Origin of the sequence: Cellulophaga sp. Hel_I_12, assembly GCF_000799565.1 — a bacterium.
GTDB lineage: Bacteria > Bacteroidota > Bacteroidia > Flavobacteriales > Flavobacteriaceae > Cellulophaga.
Window position 1 is genome coordinate 769,515 of sequence record NZ_JUHB01000001.1, and the last position, 17,200, is coordinate 786,714.

General features: G+C 35.3%; 16 protein-coding genes. 8 read left to right on the forward strand and 8 right to left on the reverse strand.

Annotation, left to right across the window (positions count from 1 at the left end; translation table 11 throughout):
- Window positions 1-73: 73 nt before the first annotated feature.
- Both GQ45_RS03580 and GQ45_RS03585 read left to right on the forward strand, forming a co-directional pair.
- Window positions 74-1,273, forward strand: coding sequence for an alanine dehydrogenase (locus GQ45_RS03580; protein ID WP_047415176.1), 1,200 nt, complete (start codon window positions 74-76; stop codon window positions 1,271-1,273).
- Window positions 1,274-1,282: 9 nt separating this feature from the next.
- Window positions 1,283-1,663, forward strand: coding sequence for a hypothetical protein (locus GQ45_RS03585; RefSeq protein ID WP_047415178.1), 381 nt, complete (start codon window positions 1,283-1,285; stop codon window positions 1,661-1,663).
- A 322-nt stretch (window positions 1,664-1,985) separates the two neighbouring features.
- Here the strand turns inward: GQ45_RS03585 and GQ45_RS03595 are convergent, their stop codons facing one another.
- Window positions 1,986-3,152 carry a proline dehydrogenase family protein gene (locus GQ45_RS03595; protein WP_047415181.1) on the reverse strand — a complete coding sequence of 389 codons (1,167 nt, stop codon included), beginning with the start codon at window positions 3,150-3,152 and terminating at the stop codon, window positions 1,986-1,988.
- A 177-nt stretch (window positions 3,153-3,329) separates the two neighbouring features.
- On the opposite strand from GQ45_RS03595, the gene aroB reads away from it, so the two are divergent.
- The gene (gene aroB / locus GQ45_RS03600; RefSeq protein ID WP_047419991.1) at window positions 3,330-4,391 is read left to right on the forward strand and encodes a 3-dehydroquinate synthase; all 1,062 of its coding nucleotides are present in this window, start codon (window positions 3,330-3,332) and stop codon (window positions 4,389-4,391) included.
- A gap of 92 nt (window positions 4,392-4,483) precedes the next feature.
- Window positions 4,484-4,813, forward strand: a complete 330-nt coding sequence (locus tag GQ45_RS03605) for a hypothetical protein (protein WP_047415183.1) — start codon at window positions 4,484-4,486, stop codon at window positions 4,811-4,813.
- Here the strand turns inward: GQ45_RS03605 and GQ45_RS03610 are convergent, their stop codons facing one another.
- The 3 genes from GQ45_RS03610 to GQ45_RS03620 form a co-directional block, all read right to left on the reverse strand.
- Entirely contained in the window at window positions 4,814-5,329 is a 516-nt protein-coding gene (locus GQ45_RS03610; protein WP_047415185.1) for a DinB family protein, read from the reverse strand.
- A 76-nt stretch (window positions 5,330-5,405) separates the two neighbouring features.
- A complete protein-coding gene (locus GQ45_RS03615; RefSeq protein ID WP_047415187.1) occupies window positions 5,406-5,885 on the reverse strand; it encodes an Lrp/AsnC family transcriptional regulator in 480 nt (159 codons plus the stop codon).
- Window positions 5,886-5,990: 105 nt separating this feature from the next.
- Window positions 5,991-7,109, reverse strand: coding sequence for a M14 family zinc carboxypeptidase (locus GQ45_RS03620; protein ID WP_047415189.1), 1,119 nt, complete (start codon window positions 7,107-7,109; stop codon window positions 5,991-5,993).
- A 282-nt stretch (window positions 7,110-7,391) separates the two neighbouring features.
- Here GQ45_RS03620 and GQ45_RS03625 point away from each other — a divergent pair, with 282 nt between their 5' ends.
- The 4 genes from GQ45_RS03625 (at window position 7,392) to GQ45_RS03640 (ending at window position 11,024) form a co-directional block, all read left to right on the forward strand.
- On the forward strand, window positions 7,392-7,766 hold the full coding sequence (locus tag GQ45_RS03625) for a helix-turn-helix transcriptional regulator (RefSeq protein WP_047419993.1): 375 nt from the start codon (window positions 7,392-7,394) through the stop codon (window positions 7,764-7,766).
- Window positions 7,767-7,839: 73 nt separating this feature from the next.
- Window positions 7,840-8,205: a hypothetical protein gene (locus tag GQ45_RS03630; RefSeq protein ID WP_052188110.1), complete on the forward strand. Its 366-nt coding sequence runs from the start codon at window positions 7,840-7,842 to the stop codon at window positions 8,203-8,205.
- Between the two features lie 87 nt (window positions 8,206-8,292).
- On the forward strand, window positions 8,293-10,686 hold the full coding sequence (locus GQ45_RS03635; RefSeq protein ID WP_047415191.1) for a glycogen debranching protein: 2,394 nt from the start codon (window positions 8,293-8,295) through the stop codon (window positions 10,684-10,686).
- An 11-nt stretch (window positions 10,687-10,697) separates the two neighbouring features.
- Complete coding sequence (locus GQ45_RS03640; protein WP_047415193.1) at window positions 10,698-11,024, forward strand: multidrug efflux SMR transporter; 327 nt, start codon at window positions 10,698-10,700, stop codon at window positions 11,022-11,024.
- Here GQ45_RS03640 and GQ45_RS03645 read toward each other — a convergent pair.
- The 4 genes from GQ45_RS03645 to GQ45_RS03660 form a co-directional block, all read right to left on the reverse strand.
- Window positions 11,017-11,976: a sterol desaturase family protein gene (locus tag GQ45_RS03645; RefSeq protein ID WP_047415195.1), complete on the reverse strand. Its 960-nt coding sequence runs from the start codon at window positions 11,974-11,976 to the stop codon at window positions 11,017-11,019. The two genes, GQ45_RS03640 and GQ45_RS03645, sit on opposite strands and share 8 nt — an antisense overlap.
- Before the next feature lie 69 nt (window positions 11,977-12,045).
- Window positions 12,046-12,477, reverse strand: coding sequence for a large conductance mechanosensitive channel protein MscL (gene mscL / locus GQ45_RS03650; protein ID WP_047415197.1), 432 nt, complete (start codon window positions 12,475-12,477; stop codon window positions 12,046-12,048).
- 12 nt (window positions 12,478-12,489) lie between these two features.
- Complete coding sequence (locus GQ45_RS03655) at window positions 12,490-15,174, reverse strand: DNA gyrase/topoisomerase IV subunit A (RefSeq protein WP_047415199.1); 2,685 nt, start codon at window positions 15,172-15,174, stop codon at window positions 12,490-12,492.
- Window positions 15,175-15,205: 31 nt separating this feature from the next.
- Entirely contained in the window at window positions 15,206-17,062 is a 1,857-nt protein-coding gene (locus GQ45_RS03660) for a DNA topoisomerase IV subunit B (protein ID WP_047415201.1), read from the reverse strand.
- Between the last annotated feature and the right edge of the window lie 138 nt (window positions 17,063-17,200).

Below are 17,200 nucleotides of genomic sequence, written 5' to 3' on the forward strand. Positions count from 1 at the left end.
TGCTACTACTTTGTTATATGAAAAGTAGTAAGCTATAAATAGAGTTATAATTTACAACTTGTGTATCCTAACTATGAATCAGCCTAGTTCACCATTCAGCAAACAACAGCTACTTCCACAAGAAGAAACTTTAGAAATTTTACGCCAAAAAGGAGAACTTTTTATAGGAATCCCTAAAGAAAACCAATACCAAGAAAAACGTATTTGTTTAACACCAGACGCCGTAAATGCCATAACTGCCAACGGACATCGAATTTTGATGGAAGCTGGTGCTGGAGAAGGGGCAAATTTCTCAGACATAGACTACACAAATGCCGGGGCCGAAATTACCCGTGATACCAAAAAAGTATTTGGCTGTTCAATTCTGTTAAAAGTAGAACCGCCAACTTTAGCTGAAATAGAGTTAATGAATCCGCAAACGACATTAATCTCGGCGCTTCAAATTAAAACCCAATCTAAAAAGTATTTTGAAACCTTAGCTCAAAAACGAATTTCTGCTATTGCTTTTGAATATATCATGGATGACGATGGAAAATACCCCGCCGTACGTTCACTCAGTGAAATTGCCGGAATATCATCGGTACTTATTGCCTCTGAAATTATGGCGAATACCAACAAAGGAAACGGACTTATGTTTGGAAACATCAGTGGTGTTCCTCCTGTTGAGGTGGTGATTATTGGTGCTGGTACGGTTGGAGAGTTTGCAGCAAGATCTGCCATTGGCTTAGGTGCCAACGTTAAAATTTTCGATAATTCGATTACCAAACTTAGAAATATTCAGGCACACTTACGCCAAACGGTCTATACCTCTACCATTCAACCTAAAAATTTGCTAAAAGCTTTAAAACGTTGCGATGTCGCCATAGGCGCTGTACGAGGCAAAGATAGATCTCCAGTTATAGTCACCAAGACTATGGTTGAATCGATGAAAAAAGGGGCTGTAATTATAGATGTGAGCATCGATATGGGGGGCTGTTTTGAAACGAGTGAAATCACTAGTCACGATGCACCAACAAAAGAAAAATATGGAGTGCTCCACTATGCAGTTCCAAACATTCCGTCGCGCTACCCTAAAACGGCTTCAATATCTATCAGTAATATTTTTACCCCTTACCTTTTAAAAATAGGTGAAGATGGCGGTATAGAAAATGCCTTGCGTTTTGATAAAGGCTTGCGAAACGGACTCTATTTTTACCGTGGTATTTTAACGAATAAATCTGTGGGCGAATGGTTCGATCTTTCCTACAACGATATTAATTTTCTTATTTTTTAAATTTTATACATGTCATTCTTAAAACGATTAAGCTTCTTCATTTTTGGTCTCTCTATTGGAATTGTATTTGTAGTGTTCTTTTTTCAGAATAAAGCAAAAGAAACCGGTACCGAGTTTTGTTATTTTCCTAACTGTAGGGTATTAAAAGACATGCGATCTAAAGCATACGGGTATTCTGATGAAGTAACTCAGATGATGGCATCAGGGGTGACAGACTCCTTGAGCATAAAAGCTTTTTTTACCGATGGTGATGTCGATTTTAAAAATAGTGATACAAAATCTGAGCCCTGTAGAACGTATAAAATAGTGCACGAAACCAAAGAAAAAGGGGTTCAAACGCTAACCGTTATCAATTGTCCTAAAAAAATTCTAATCGAAAAGATTGAATAATGTTAGTTGTTAGTTGTTAGTTGTTAGTTGTTAGTTGTTAGTTGAAGATGTAAAATTAAACTATCCAATACAAGAAATTTTCAAGTATGTAAAGCTAAAAAAAACAAACCTGAAACTTTTCACCCAAAACTATTCTAAGAAATATTTAAATAGTTATGCGTATAAAAAGTTACACCTAGCACTTCGTATTTTTATTTTTGTGTTTTTTCTTAATACACAGTCTTTTATACGTTCTACTTTTTTTGAACTTGAACTCTTGCACTGAGCGAAGTCGAAGTGTGAACTTGAACTTTTTTTTAAAAACCAACCACTACCCTCTTTACTAAATTTTCCTTCTTTTACGCTCTTGTTTGATTAAGGTAAGTTCTCGGCTTGTTTGCCCGGCTACCGATGTGTTTTCTTCTGCTCTTCTAATTAAATACGGCATTACATCGCGAACAGGTCCAAAGGGCAGGTATTTAGACACATTATAGCCTCGTTCTGCCAAATTAAAAGAAATGTGATCACTCATACCATATAATTGTCCAAACCAAATATTTTCATGATTAGGCGCTATGGTATTTTGCGTCATAAGTTCCATCAACTTAAGGCAACTTAACTCATTATGAGTTCCCATATAAATAGCCATAGACGCTAAATGATTCATCATATAGGCCACCACGGTGTCAAAATTTTCATCAGTGGCTTGTTTAGAGCCACAAATTGGAGTGGGATATCCCTTTTCAATAGCCCTTTCATTTTCTTTTTCCATATAAGCACCACGAACCAGTTTCATTCCGATCTTAAAACCTTCTTTACTTGCTTTTTGTTCTAGTTTTTTTAAATAATCTAATCGATCCCATCGGTAAAGCTGTAGGGTATTGAAAACAACGATCTTCTTTTTGTTGTATTTCATCATCATTTCTTCTGCCAAAGCATCAGCTGCATCTTGAATCCAGCTTTCTTCCCCATCAATTAATAGGGCTACATCTAAATCAAAAGCTTTTTTGCAGGTTTTATCATAACGCGCAACTACTCTACCCCATTCTGCAGTTTCATCTTCGGTTAACTTTTTGCCTGCATTTACCTTTTTAAAAAGTGAAGTTCTTCCATAACCCGTAGGTTTAAATACGGCAAAGGGAATGGCTTCTTTTTCTTTGACAAAATCTAACACTTTCAGCACCATTTCAAGCGCATCGTCTAAAGGATCTTCAGAATCTTTACCTTCGACAGAATAATCTAAAACAGAAGAAACGCCTTTAGAATACAATTTATCAACTACTGGCATACAATCCTTTTCATTTACTCCTCCACAAAAATGGTCAAAAACGGTAGCTCTAATTAAACCTTCTACAGGCAAATGCGCTTTTATCGCGAAATTCGTCATTGCTGTTCCTATTTTAACCAATGGTTCAATAGAGATCATTTTAAACAAAAAATAGGCCCGTTCTAGTTCTGCATCAGTTTTTAAAGCAAATGCAGTTGCAGTATTCTCAAAAATAGAATTCATTTTTAGTAATAATTTAAAGAACCAAAGATAAGTACTGAAAGTGTATTCTTATAACTAAAAATAGTCTTTATTTTGTACCCAATTTATGGGTTTAGTAACCACCATTTTAATAGCATCCATGACAATATTTTTGTTACTTTGCTTGTGAAAAGCTATCAAAAAGCACAATTTTGGCATATGAAATCAATTATTTCTTCTTCTTGCACCGTACATTTTAACGCCTTGGCGTATCAAGCACTAAATAGGCACCTAGCAGAGAAAAACTATTCTAAGATATTTATTTTAGTAGATGAAAATACACACGACGCCTGTTTAGCGCCTTTTATGGCTGAAATTGTAGGTGATTATCTGTATGAGATTATTGAAATTGAATCTGGTGAAATCAATAAAAATATAGCAACCTGTACGCAAATCTGGGAAATATTATCAGAATTAGACGCGGACCGCAAAAGCCTGATGATTAATATTGGTGGTGGGGTTATTACTGATTTAGGTGGTTTTGTAGCTTCCACATTTAAAAGGGGTATTGATTTTATTAACGTGCCCACCTCTCTTTTAGCCATGGTCGATGCCTCTGTAGGTGGAAAAACAGGAGTTGATTTAGGAAGCCTTAAAAATCAAGTAGGGGTTATCAACCAACCTGCAATGGTGGTAGTGGTTTCGAGCTTTTTAAAAACTTTAGATGACCGCCAAATGCTAAGTGGTTTCGCTGAAATGCTGAAACATGGACTCATTAAGGATGCTAGGTATTGGGAAAAATTGAAAACTTTAGAGAATTTCGAGGCGATTGATGCACTTATCTATCATTCTGTTGCTATAAAAAATGAAGTGGTACTTCAAGACCCTACGGAGCAAAATATCCGTAAAATGCTGAATTATGGTCATACCTTAGGCCATGCCATCGAATCTTACTTTTTAGAAAGTGAAGACCATAAGCTTTTACTACATGGCGAAGCTATTGCCATTGGAATGATTCTAGAAGGTTTTCTGTCCTTTAAACTCACTGGCCTACCGAAGTCTGATTTAGAAGACATCAAAACTACTTTTTTAAGTCACTACCCTAAAGTTGCGTTTAGTCCAAGAGATATTCAAGAAATACTAAAGCTATTAAAGTTCGATAAAAAAAACGCTCACGGAAACATTAATTTTGTACTCTTAAAAAGTATTGGTGAAACGGTCATTGATATTAAAGTAGCTCAAGATTTGCTAGAAGAATCATTTGCTTACTACAAAGTTTAAGAGGTTCGTACACTAAAAAGTGCGGTTTTACAACTCTGAGTTATCGGTCTTAAAAAAATAATCTAGTTTAGGTATAACTAAAAAACCAAACTATGTTACGTAAAATTGTAGATTACAAAAAGTTAAGCCACGAAGTTGCCTTACAATTAATTGAGTCCTATCCGGACGGCTATGGAGATTCTGATATCATTCAATTTAAAAACATGCACGGTGAGCTTATTGAAGCCGTAGAAGTAAAAACCGATGACATTCTTTATCTTGTAAAAATAAGCAAGAGTCTCTCTAATTTTATCGCTAATTTTGATGACATTATAGAGAAAGAATTAGAAAACAAGATGATTCCTGAAGTAGATAGTGATAGTCCCAAGGCCATAGATTTAGTATTGGAGAATGAATATGAGGCTAACGAAGATTACGATTAATTACATGTAACGCTCCTTTAAAATTTTTAAATGATGACGTACATGCCCTGTAATAATGAATCCTGCGGCGGCAACGCTCAACGGAGAATTACTAGCTTCCCCCCTTTTTAACAGTACTTCTTCATTAAAAGAATCGAATAATGTAATGGTCGCATTTCGAACCGCAGTAAATTCCTCTAAAATATCTGCTATACTTCTAGCATTAGAGTCGGCATGGGCCACATATTCATCTTGATCAAAACCCGGAAACGATGTTTTATCATTCCTTGCGATACAAAGTGCTCTATATTGAAAAATGCGTTCCGTATCTATAACATGAAGTAATACCTCGGCAACCGACCATTTACCCTTTTCGTAGGCATAGGTAAGTTTATCCGCATCCATGCCAGACATAAAGTTTCTAAAAAAAACCAAATCATCTTTTAAGGCTTTTTTTAGGTCTTCCTCTTTTAAATAGGCAATATAGGTTCCGTAATAGGGATTATAATCTTCCTTTTTTAAATCTGAAATTTTCATAATAATTCATTTTTTAAATAAAAAATCCCAAACATGTTGCGTTCAGGATTTTAAAGAATGTTATACACTACGACTATTACATTTCATTAAAAATAGTATGCATCAAACGTTTTTTGTCGTTGATACTTTCTTCTAATGAAATCATAGTTTCTGTTCTGCTAATACCATCAATATCGTCAATTTTAAAAATGATATTTTTTGCATGATTGGTATCTTTGGCTCTTATTTTACAGAAAATATTAAATTTTCCTGTGGTAATATGCGCCACAGTTACATTTGGAATTTGATTTAAGCGCTCTAAAACAAATTTAGTTTGATGTGTTTTTTCCAAGAAAATACCAACATAAGCAATAAAAGAATAACCCAATTTTACATAATCTAAGGTTAAAGAAGAGCCCTTTATGATACCTGCTTCTTCCATTTTCTTAACACGTACATGAACTGTACCTGCCGAAATTAAAAGTTTTTTGGCGATATCCGTAAACGGTGTTCTGGTATTGTCTATTAACATATCCAGAATTTGGTGATCTATTTCATCTAATTTTACTTTTCCCATTTTGAGCGTATTATTTTGTGCAAAAGTAACGAATTAAGAAATTAAACTCAATAAAAGTTTAATTATTTTAACAAATACGTAAAGATTTAATAGTATTCAAAAAAATTATTCAATAGACAAGAGTAAATTAAAGACCTCGATGTTCGTTTTTAGGCTATTTAATTCATCATCTATCATGCAATTAAAGGTTTGGTGCCCATAATACCCATCTAGATTACCACGATACGCTATTTCGGGGATAAACTTTAGCGTTCCATCGACTAGGGTTTCCTGAAACAAGACACCTATATCGGTGCCCGCAGAAAATTTGGAATTAATGAGGTTCGCATTCTTTATCAAGAGATCATAAAATTGTTTTCCGTTTTCCGGAATTTGAAAATATTCGTTTTGAGCATACGCATCGATGTTGTCAGCTCCAATAACTTCTACAGCTTTTAACAAGGCACAAAAAATATAAATTCTGGTTTCTTCCCGTACATAATCATTTGCAAAATGGCCTGACTCAAATAAAATTGTAGGTGTATTTAACATTTGAAACGTATCACCAACGCAATTAGCGTTAAAGCCATCATCATACCTACCAATTTGATTTGGAATATACTGTTGTAGTTCTTGATTCATGGCAACTATAAGTTGCATACTAACTGCTCTTGATGCTGATATACTCCGCAGGTCGTCGTGTGATGGCGCAAGAAAAGATACTGTAGCGGGTTTTTGGCTATCCCCTACATTAAAAATAGTACGTTGGTCATGAAGATTAAAACAATAATTTGGTTTAAATATGTCATAGGTATTTCGAAGTATAATGCTTTCTGGTTGCGTTCTCGTTTGTGCATCTCTATTTAAATCTACCTGGTTGGCGTTTACTCTTGTATATACTTGTGCTCCATCAGGATTTAAAATAGGAATGACCTTAAAAGTACATTGTTGCAATAAGCTAAGCGCTACATCTGATGATGCTTGCATAAAATTAATAAAGTCAAGAACGGCTTTGGTGCTTGTCGACTCATTGCCATGCATTTGAGACCACATCAATATTTTAGTAGCTCCAGATCCAAAAGTGACCGATTTTATCGTTTTGCCTAAAACAGACAGCCCAATAGTTTCTATCAAAAACAAGTCTGATAGCTCGTCTAAAAAAGGAAAAACATGGTCATTCGTAATGTAACGTCCTTGAATGGTTTTTACCTTAATAGTCTCTTGAGTAGTTTTATAATTCGTCATGAATTCCTTAAAATTTAAGAACAAAAGTAAGCTCAATTTTATTTACAATTGTAAACTATATAATATACAATTGTAAACATAAAAAGGGGTAAATTGCGGCATTTATTATACATTTGTAAACAGTAATTTAACAGGCTATGCTTAAAATTTATACTAGTTTTTTATGTTATTTACTTTCAACTATTTAAATACGTTTATCTATTTTTTAAGTTTAAACTATTATTGCTGATGAAATGAATTAAAGGGCCTAACTAGGTGCTAATACCCCAGAAAAAAATGACAATGGTAAATTCCGAAGAGTTTATAAAAAGAATCGAAAAAATAGTAGACTTTTATAGTTTAACCGCATCTTCTTTTGCGGATAAGATTGATGTGCAGCGATCTAGTATTTCGCATTTATTATCGGGCAGAAACAAGCCAAGCTTAGAATTTGTTTTGAAAATAGTAGACAGCTTTGCTGAGGTAAATTTATACTGGCTATTATATGGGAAAGGGTCATTTCCGCATAAAGAGGAAAAACCAAGTACACCTACTCCCATGAAAGCGAGTGCAAAAATTTCAGAAGAAAAATCTCTTACAAAAACAAATTCCAAAAAGAATGTTGAAAAGGTGATTCTTTTTTATGATAACGGAAGCTTTGAAAGTTACCATCCATAAATACATTCAAAACAAACTATAGATTCGATGCTTGTTGTAGGTGCAAGCCAGAAAAATTCTTTATTTTTGCCGTATGGCAAATCGATTATTTATCAGTGTTTTTTCAGTGTTTTTTTTAACGGCATGCTTTCAACCAGAACGCAATTGCGAAAGCTTTAAAACAGGTGAGTTTACTTTTGAATACGAAGTGGATGGTGTTTTAAAAAAGAGCCATTTTAAAAGAACTGAGCAATACAGCATTGAAAGCTATGAAAATGTGATCGACACAGCCACTGTGCGCTGGTTAAACAATTGTGAGTTCGTTTTACAACCCAGCGATAAGGGATCTCCTATTCATTACAAAATACTCGCTACAAGCTCAGATTCTTATACTTTTGAATATGGCTTGGTAGGCAAAACCAACAAAGGAAAAGGAGTAGCTATTAAGGTTGCTGAATAGCTTTTAAGTTCTTTATTGCCGTATAGTTTTGTTTTACCCTTATAAATTGTCCTTTTTTTAAGTTAGTTTTATAGAAAACATTTTTAAATGAAATCAATTTATCTCTTTATAAGTATAACCCTACTTTTTGCATGTAAAGAGGTTCCAAAAAAGGATACTTTCGCAACGCTCAGTAAAAACAGTCCCAGTATTATTGGAAAATCTCAATATTTAAATTCACCGTTTGTAACTGCTGGCAATAGAGTTTATATGGTTGGGCATCAAAACGGAACGTTTCCTGAGCTTGGATGGCATATTGCGGGGGAAATGGGCGGTATCTGGAACCACCCCATTAAATTAATGGATGGTTTTGAAGTTGATTTAAATATAGAGAACCAGTTAATCCCACTAAAAGAAGCAGACTCATTTACGAATTATCCTTTTGGGAACCGTCATTTTTACAATTTAGAAAATAATAAGTTAGCTATCGAGCGTTGGCAGTTTGTTCCCGACGATCAAGAAGGGCTTGTGATTCAATTTATCATTAAAAACCTAGATCATAAAGTACAAAATTTTACATTTCATTTTACAGGATCTAGCGATTTGCGGCCTACATGGCTGGGCGAACGGACTGATATGATAGATACTGCTGATGAAAGCGAGTTTCATTCTGAAAATCATAGTTGGGTGATGAAAGATTCTTTACAGCCGTGGTATGTAACTTTTGGTTCATCTAGTAAACTTTCAAGTCAGCATATTTCGCCTTATCCCTATTCCGGTAAAGGAACATCGGCTACACTTAGTTATGACCTAAATGTATCAGGTAATGAAGAACAGACCATAGAATTTATCATAGCTGGTTCATACACGTCTAAGGATAAAGCATTAGCTACCTATAAAAATCTTAAAGAAAATAGTCTCGTCTATTTTAAAGAAAAACAAGCTCGATACCAGAAAATTGCTTCTCGAAGCAAATTAACTATTCCCGATAAACAATTACAAGAAACCTTTGAATGGCTAAAATATAATTCAGACTGGTTGGTAAGAACCGTCCCTGAAATAGGAAGTGGTATTAGTGCAGGAATCCCAGATTATCCTTGGTGGTTCGGGGTTGATAGTGAATATGCCTTGAAAGGATATATGGCCGTTGGTCAAACGGAAGCAGTATACAATACTATAAAACTTTTAGATAGCCTATCAGAAGTTACGAATGGCAATGGACGAATTATACACGAAGTATCTACTAATGGAGCTGTATTCAATAAAGGTAATATAAATGAAACTCCGCAATTTGCTTCTTTGATTTGGGAAATTTACCAATGGAATGGAGATATTGAATTTCTAAAAAAGTATTTTCCGACGATTGAAAAGGGGCTAACTTGGTTGTTAAAAGAAAATGATGCCACTGGTAATTTATTTCCAGATGGTTTTGGCATGATGGAAATTCACGGGTTGGATAGTGAAATGATTGACGTTGCTACCTATTCTCAAAAAGCATTTGATGATGCTTCAAAAATGGCCGAAATTCTCGGAAAAAAAGAATTAAATCAGAGATACAAAAAAATAGCAACTATTTTAAAAGAGAAAATTAATTCCGAATTTTGGTCCGAAGAGTTTAACTCTTTTGCCGATTTTATAGGAACAGACCAGCAAGCTTTGCATTTAATTGAAGACGCTATCGTAAGAGCAGATACCTTGAAAAAACCTTGGTCAGTGGCAGAACTATTACAAACTAGAGCATCACTTTTAGCCAGTCCTTCCAAGAAACCCAGACCTTTTGTTTTACATCATAATTGGGTGGTAAATACGCCTATGGAAATGCAAATTGCGGATCAAGAAAAGGCCATTAGAGCTTTAAATACCGCTAATCAATTTGTGAACCCTTTTGGAGTCTTCGTAACCGGAATAGACAGAGACGAATCTGCAGGATCTGACAAGGATTCTTTTAAAGGAAGCAAAATCTTTTCGTATACCGGAGCTGTTATGACTTTACCCACAGGCGTGCAAGCTGTTGCTGAGAATAATTACGGCCGACCTAACCAAGCGTTAAATTATTTAAAACGCATGTCAAGAACCTTTAGTTATGCACTACCCGGTAGTATGTATGAAGTTTCTCCTGATTACGGAATGATCACCCAGGCTTGGAACATCTATAGCTTTGCCACCCCGATTGTCAAACAATTTTTTGGCATTCAACCGCAGGCTGCTCAGAAAAAAATAATAATTAAACCACAAATGCCGGATGATTGGCAAGAAGCTTCTTTGGAAAACGTCATTGTGTCCGACAATTCAATTGCTGTTTTTTACACTAAAAAAAACAATCAATTGCACTTAAAGGTCACCCAAGAAAATCCTGATTGGGATTTAATTGTAATTTTGCCAGAAAAAACGGGACAAAAAAAGTATCAAATCCTTAAAAGCACCATAAAACCTACCGTTTCAAATGGCCAATTTGTTTTTGAAACCAATGAAAAAAGCGTAGACATTGTTTTAAGCTATTAATTTAAATACCTATGAATTGGTTTTTACTCATTATTGCAGGACTGTTTGAAGTTGGTTTTGCCTCATGCCTAGGCAAAGCAAAAGAATCAACAGGGGCTACTGCAAGCTATTGGTATTTTGGCTTTCTTGTATGTTTAGTTATAAGTATGTTGCTCCTTGTGAAAGTCTCCCGAGACCTACCCATAGGAACCGCTTATGCTGTTTGGACAGGTATTGGTGCGGTTGGCACTGTTTTAATGGGCATATTTGTTTTTAAAGAACCCGCAGATTTCTGGCGATTATTTTTTTTAACCACTTTAATAGCATCTATTGTAGGACTTAAATTGAGCGCTAATTAGGCCTGCTATACGCCATTTCAGGATTCATTGATTTTTGCTCTTTAAACATTCTTTGCTGTTGCTTTACAGTCATAGTACTGCCGTCATGACTCCAGCCAGGAGGACCAAATATGTACATTAATTTATGTGACAGTTTGGGTGATTTTTTTAAGTCATTCCAAATATCCTTAAACTCGTGGGTTAAAATAACAATAGGGTTATTAGAGTTAGGCGCATGGATCACCCCGTACTTTACATCAATACCATCATCGAGTGGCAACCAGGTTCCAAACATTCTATCGAAAATATTTAAAAATCCACCGTGATTTTTATCTAAATATTCTACATTCTGCGCATGATGCACCTGATGCATGGTATGGGTATTCATAAATTTCTCAAAAATACCCAATTTTGGAAGTAAAACCGTATGTAATTGAAATTGCCATAGAGCCTCAATACCTAAACAAAATACCACCATTTCTGGCGGAAAACCAATCGCGGGCAGCCACATGTAGAATAAAGGCTTATACAAAAGTGTAAACCAACCATTGCGAACAGCTGTTCCTAAATTAAAATTATCAGAAGAATGGTGTACAATATGCGCCGCCCATAAAATTCTAATTTCATGGTTAGCCCTATGGAACCAATAATAGGTGAAGTCGTCTGCTAATTGACAGAGAACCCAAATATACCAAGCATACCCAAAAGAGGCATAGCCTAAAATATTCATTCGAACTCCAGCAACTTCAGGGTTAAAAAGCTCATATACAAGGGTAAAAATAAAAATGGCCGAAACCACTTTTAACAAAGCAGCAAGTATGGCTGAGCCAACACCCATAAAACCACTTGCAAATAAATCTTTCCAGTCGTATAAATCATGATGCTCCTCGTGTGTTTTACTGTACGTTAATTCTAATAAAATAAAAATAATAAAACAAGGCGCACCGTAAACAAGGGGGTTTGTTAAATCCATAGAAATTCAATTTTTTTTCTAAAAATACTACTATTCACTTTAAAATAACAGTTTGTTTAATCTTTTAAATTATTTTCTAGTTTCTCTTAGTAATTTATTTTGCTCTTCCAGAAGTTTTTCCATGTTCGATAACAGCTGAATATCTTTAGGTGTTTCAACCGTAGTGTTTTTAGGATCTTCAGATTTTGATTTAAACCTATTGAAAAATTTAACAACTACAAAAATGGTTAGAGCAACTATAAAAAAATCAATAACAACCTCTATCATTTCTCCATAACCAATAGCTACTTCTTCACTAGCCTCTGTAGCCGCTCGTAATACATACTTTTTGGCCTGAAGATTTACATCGTCTGTAAATAAAGACAAGGGTGGCATAATAATTTTTTTTACCAAAACATTGACCACACTGTTAAATGCGGTTCCAATGATGATACCAATAGCCATATCCATTAAATTTCCCTTTATGGCAAAACTTTTAAACTCTCTAAAAAAACTTTTCACATTAAGCTATTTTTAAAATAAGGTAGGTTGACTGTCATCATCATTTGGTTTTTTCTTTTTCGGAGCCTCCACATCATCAGCCGGTGCATTTTTGTCTGTACTTTTTTCTTCAGAAATAGCCTCCTCATCCACAACCTCAATATCGTTAGTTTCTACCACTTCTTCTTCAACATAGGCCAAAGGCGCTAAAGCATTCAAGTTCTTGATCTTATCTGTAGTCAATTGATTTCCTAAAGCTTTAATTCCTTTAATCGCTATAAAGTCTTCAATATCAATAGTCTGATTTGGTTTTACATCTTTTCCTTTTTGCTTCACAAACTCTAATTCTATAACAGGTCTCCAATCCGTAGAAACCAACTCTAAAACCGATTTGGGGTGTTCAGAAATAAACAAATCCTCCCTATTTTCCGATTCAATTAAAAAGCGTTTTACATAATACCGCTCTTTTTCTCCATCGTAATAAATGGCCGATATAGGCTTATTGGGATTCCATTTTTCTAAGACAATCATATCTTCATCAAAATGGGCCGTTAGTTCTGGTAAAATTGTTTTTGCAATTCCTTTTTGCGTTACAATCAGCAATAAATCTTCGCCTTTAAATTCACCCAACAATTCTCCTCTGCCGTCCACATTTAATCTGCGTACTACTTCATCGAACCAAATTTTTCTAGGTTTTAAGGTAGAAACACCCTTTTCTTTTAGCTCTATGCGCTTCACCGCATATTTTGTAACAATATTACCCTTTGATGCCCTCCCTTTGATTAAGACATCTGAAAAATCAAGATCCCATTTCAACTTCTTGATACTTCCAGCTTGGCGCAAAAGTACCGTAACAACTTCTGCTTCTCCATTTGGATTTTCAGAAAAATAAAGCACATCCGAATTCGGATTTCCGTTGGTCAAATCGTAGATTTTATCCCTAGTAATGCTTGTTACGTTAAACCGTTTAATATAACTGGGGCCGTTTTTGCCATCTTTATACACCATGTTGTAGATGGTTCTTTTGTCTTTTTTCTTAAAGACAGCCACATGAATAATGTTTTTCCCGACAAACGTTTTAGCATCTACTTTAGTGACCATCATTTCACCACTTTTAGTCATGATAATAATATCATCGATATCACTACAATCATCTACATATTCATCACGCTTTAATGAAGTTCCCACAAAACCTTCCTCCCTATTCACATAAAGTTTCGTGTTACGAATCACTACTTTCGTAGCTTCAATATCATCAAATACGCGAATCTCAGATTTACGCTCGCGACCTTTACCGTATTTTGTTTTTAAATCTTTAAAATAGGCAATTGCAAAGTCTACTAAATTCGCTAAGTCGTGCTTTACTTGGGCTATTCTTTCTTCAAGACTATCAATAAGTTGCTGCGCTTTGTCAATATCAAATTTCGAAATGCGTTTAATCCTAATTTCGGTTAATCGAACAATATCATCTTCGGTAACCACACGCTTTAGATGCTTGGTGAAGGGAGTCAAGCCTTTGTCAATGGCCTGAATAACACCTTCCCATGTTTCTTCTTCTTCAATATCACGATAGATACGTTTTTCAATAAAAATGCGCTCTAAGGAAGAAAAGTGCCATTGTTCTTCCAATTCACTTAATTGCACTTCTAGCTCTCGCTTTAGCAACTCTACAGTGTAATCTGTAGAACGCTGTAACATTTCGGTTACACCAATAAAAAGTGGTTTGTTATCTTCTATAATACATCCTAGAGGTGAAATTGAAGATTCACAAGCTGTAAAAGCATACAAGGCATCTATGGTTTTATCAGGCGACAATCCGGAAGGTAAATGAATTAAAATTTCTACATCTGCGGCGGTATTATCTTCTATTTTTTTAACCTTTATTTTTCCCTTATCATTCGCTTTTAGGATAGAATCTATTAAAGTAGAGGTATTAGTGCCATAAGGTATTTCATTAATAACCAGTGTATTCTTGTCTAATTGAGATATTTTGGCACGAACTCTTATTTTCCCTCCTCTAAGTCCATCATTATATCCAGAAATATCTATAATTCCCGCCGTTGGAAAATCGGGGTAAATGGTGAATTTCTGTCCTTTTAAATATTTAACAGACGAATCTATAAGCTCTATAAAGTTATGTGGAAGTACTTTGGTAGAAAGCCCCACGGCAATTCCTTCTGCACCTTGGGCTAATAATAATGGAAATTTAACGGGTAAATTTACTGGTTCTTTTTTACGACCATCATAAGAAGATTGCCATTCGGTTATTTTAGGGCTAAAAACAACCTCTAAACCAAATTTAGACAATCGAGCCTCAATATAACGGGATGCTGCTGCGCCATCACCTGTTAAAATGTTACCCCAGTTCCCCTGAGTGTCGATTAATAAATCTTTTTGACCTATCTGTACCATGGCATCGGCAATACTAGCATCACCGTGGGGGTGATACTGCATGGTATGGCCTACGACATTGGCTACTTTGTTGTACCGACCATCATCAAGTTCCTTGAGCGAGTGCATAATTCTGCGCTGCACCGGCTTAAAGCCATCTTCAATAGCAGGTACAGCACGCTCTAAGATGACGTAAGAGGCGTAATCTAAAAACCAATCTTTGTACATACCCGTTACTTTCGTAAGGGAATCTTGTGTTGTATCTTGAGATTCTAAAGGTTCTTGTTCGTTTGTATTTTCTTCGTTCAGCGCTTCGTTCTCTTCCATCTAGAAAGATTCGTATTACAATGGTTTATAATTAGTTAGATTCTATAATATCTAGCTCTACTTTAAGGTTTTCGATAATAAATTTCTGACGATCAGGGGTATTTTTACCCATATAAAACTCTAATAAATTTTCGATAGACATATTTTTATCCAACATTACGGGTTCCAAACGAATGTCTTCGCCAATAAAATGCTGGAACTCATCTGGAGAAATCTCCCCTAACCCTTTAAAACGAGTTATTTCTGGCTTTCCAGACAAGGCTTCCATCGCTGCTTGTTTCTCTTCTGGGCTATAACAATAAAAAGTCTGTTTTTTATTCCGGACCCTGAATAATGGGGTTTGTAAAATATACAAATGATTCTCTTTAATTAATTCGGGAAAAAATTGTAAGAAAAACGTAATCAATAACAAGCGAATATGCATACCATCGACATCGGCATCGGTAGCAATTACAATTTTGTTATAGCGTAAATCTTCCATAGAATCTTCTATGTTTAGAGCGGCTTGCAACAAGTTAAACTCTTCGTTCTCGTAGACAATTTTTTTACTCATGCCATAAGAGTTTAAAGGCTTACCTCTAAGGCTAAAAACAGCCTGTGTATTTACATCACGTGATTTGGTAATAGATCCCGAGGCTGAATCTCCCTCGGTTATAAATAGGGTACTTTCCAAATACCTAGGATTTTTTATATCCGCCAAATGTACACGACAATCTCTAAGTTTTTTATTGTGTAAGTTCGATTTTTTAGCTCTGTCTCTTGCCAATTTCCGAATCCCAGAGAGTTCTTTACGCTCTTTTTCCGCCTGCATAATTTTTTGTTGCAATTTTTCTGCAGTATCGGGGTTCTTGTGTAAGTAATTGTCAAGTTTGGTGCCAATAAAATCATTGATATACGTACGAACCGTTGGGAAATTTCCGCCCATATCGGTTGATCCTAATTTTGTTTTCGTCTGGCTTTCAAAAACAGGTTCGGTTACTTTAATGGCTATCGCCGATATAATAGACTTCCGAATGTCGGAAGAGTCATAATTTTTACCGTAGAAATCACGAATAGTTTTAGCAATAGCTTCTCGAAAAGCCGCTTGGTGCGTTCCTCCTTGGGTTGTATTTTGTCCATTAACAAAAGAGTGGTATTCTTCGCTGTATTGTGTTTTACTATGAGTAATAGCTACTTCGATATCTTCCCCTTTTAAGTGAATGACTGGGTATAACATATCGTCTATGTTATTATTATCCTCAAGAAGATCTTTAAGTCCGTTTTCTGAAGTAAATTTTTCACCGTTAAAAACTATGGTTAATCCAATGTTTAGATATACATAATTTTTAAGCATCCGCTCTATATATTCATTGCGGTACTTATATTTTTTAAAAATTATTTCATCCGGAATAAAAGACACCTTGGTACCTTTTCGTTTGGTCGATTCTTCGGGTCCTATTTCCTCCACTAAATTTCCCTGATGAAATTCAGCGGTCTTTAATTTATTCTCTCTTGCCGATTCTACCTTAAAAAAAGTAGACAAGGCGTTTACAGCTTTGGTTCCTACGCCATTTAATCCGACCGACTTTTTAAAGGCTTTTGAATCGTACTTACCACCTGTATTCATTTTAGAAACCACATCAACCACTTTCCCTAACGGAATTCCACGACCATAATCGCGAACGGTGACCAAATTATCTTTAATACTGATGTCTATCGTTTTCCCCGAACCCATCACAAATTCGTCGATACAGTTATCAATTACCTCTTTTAAGAGAATATAAATACCGTCATCTGCCGACGAACCGTCGCCAAGCTTACCAATGTACATTCCGGGACGCAGACGAATGTGCTCTTTCCAATCTAATGAGCGGATATTATCTTCGTTGTATTGCGTATTTTCTGACATATGTGGAGTTTCTTCGAAAGAGTCGCTAATATAGCAAGTGTAGCCGAAAGATAAAACTACAGCCACCGAAAGTAATCAACAATAAATAAAAGCCTTTTGTTGATAGTTCATCATCGTAAAAAAAAAGAATAAATTTTT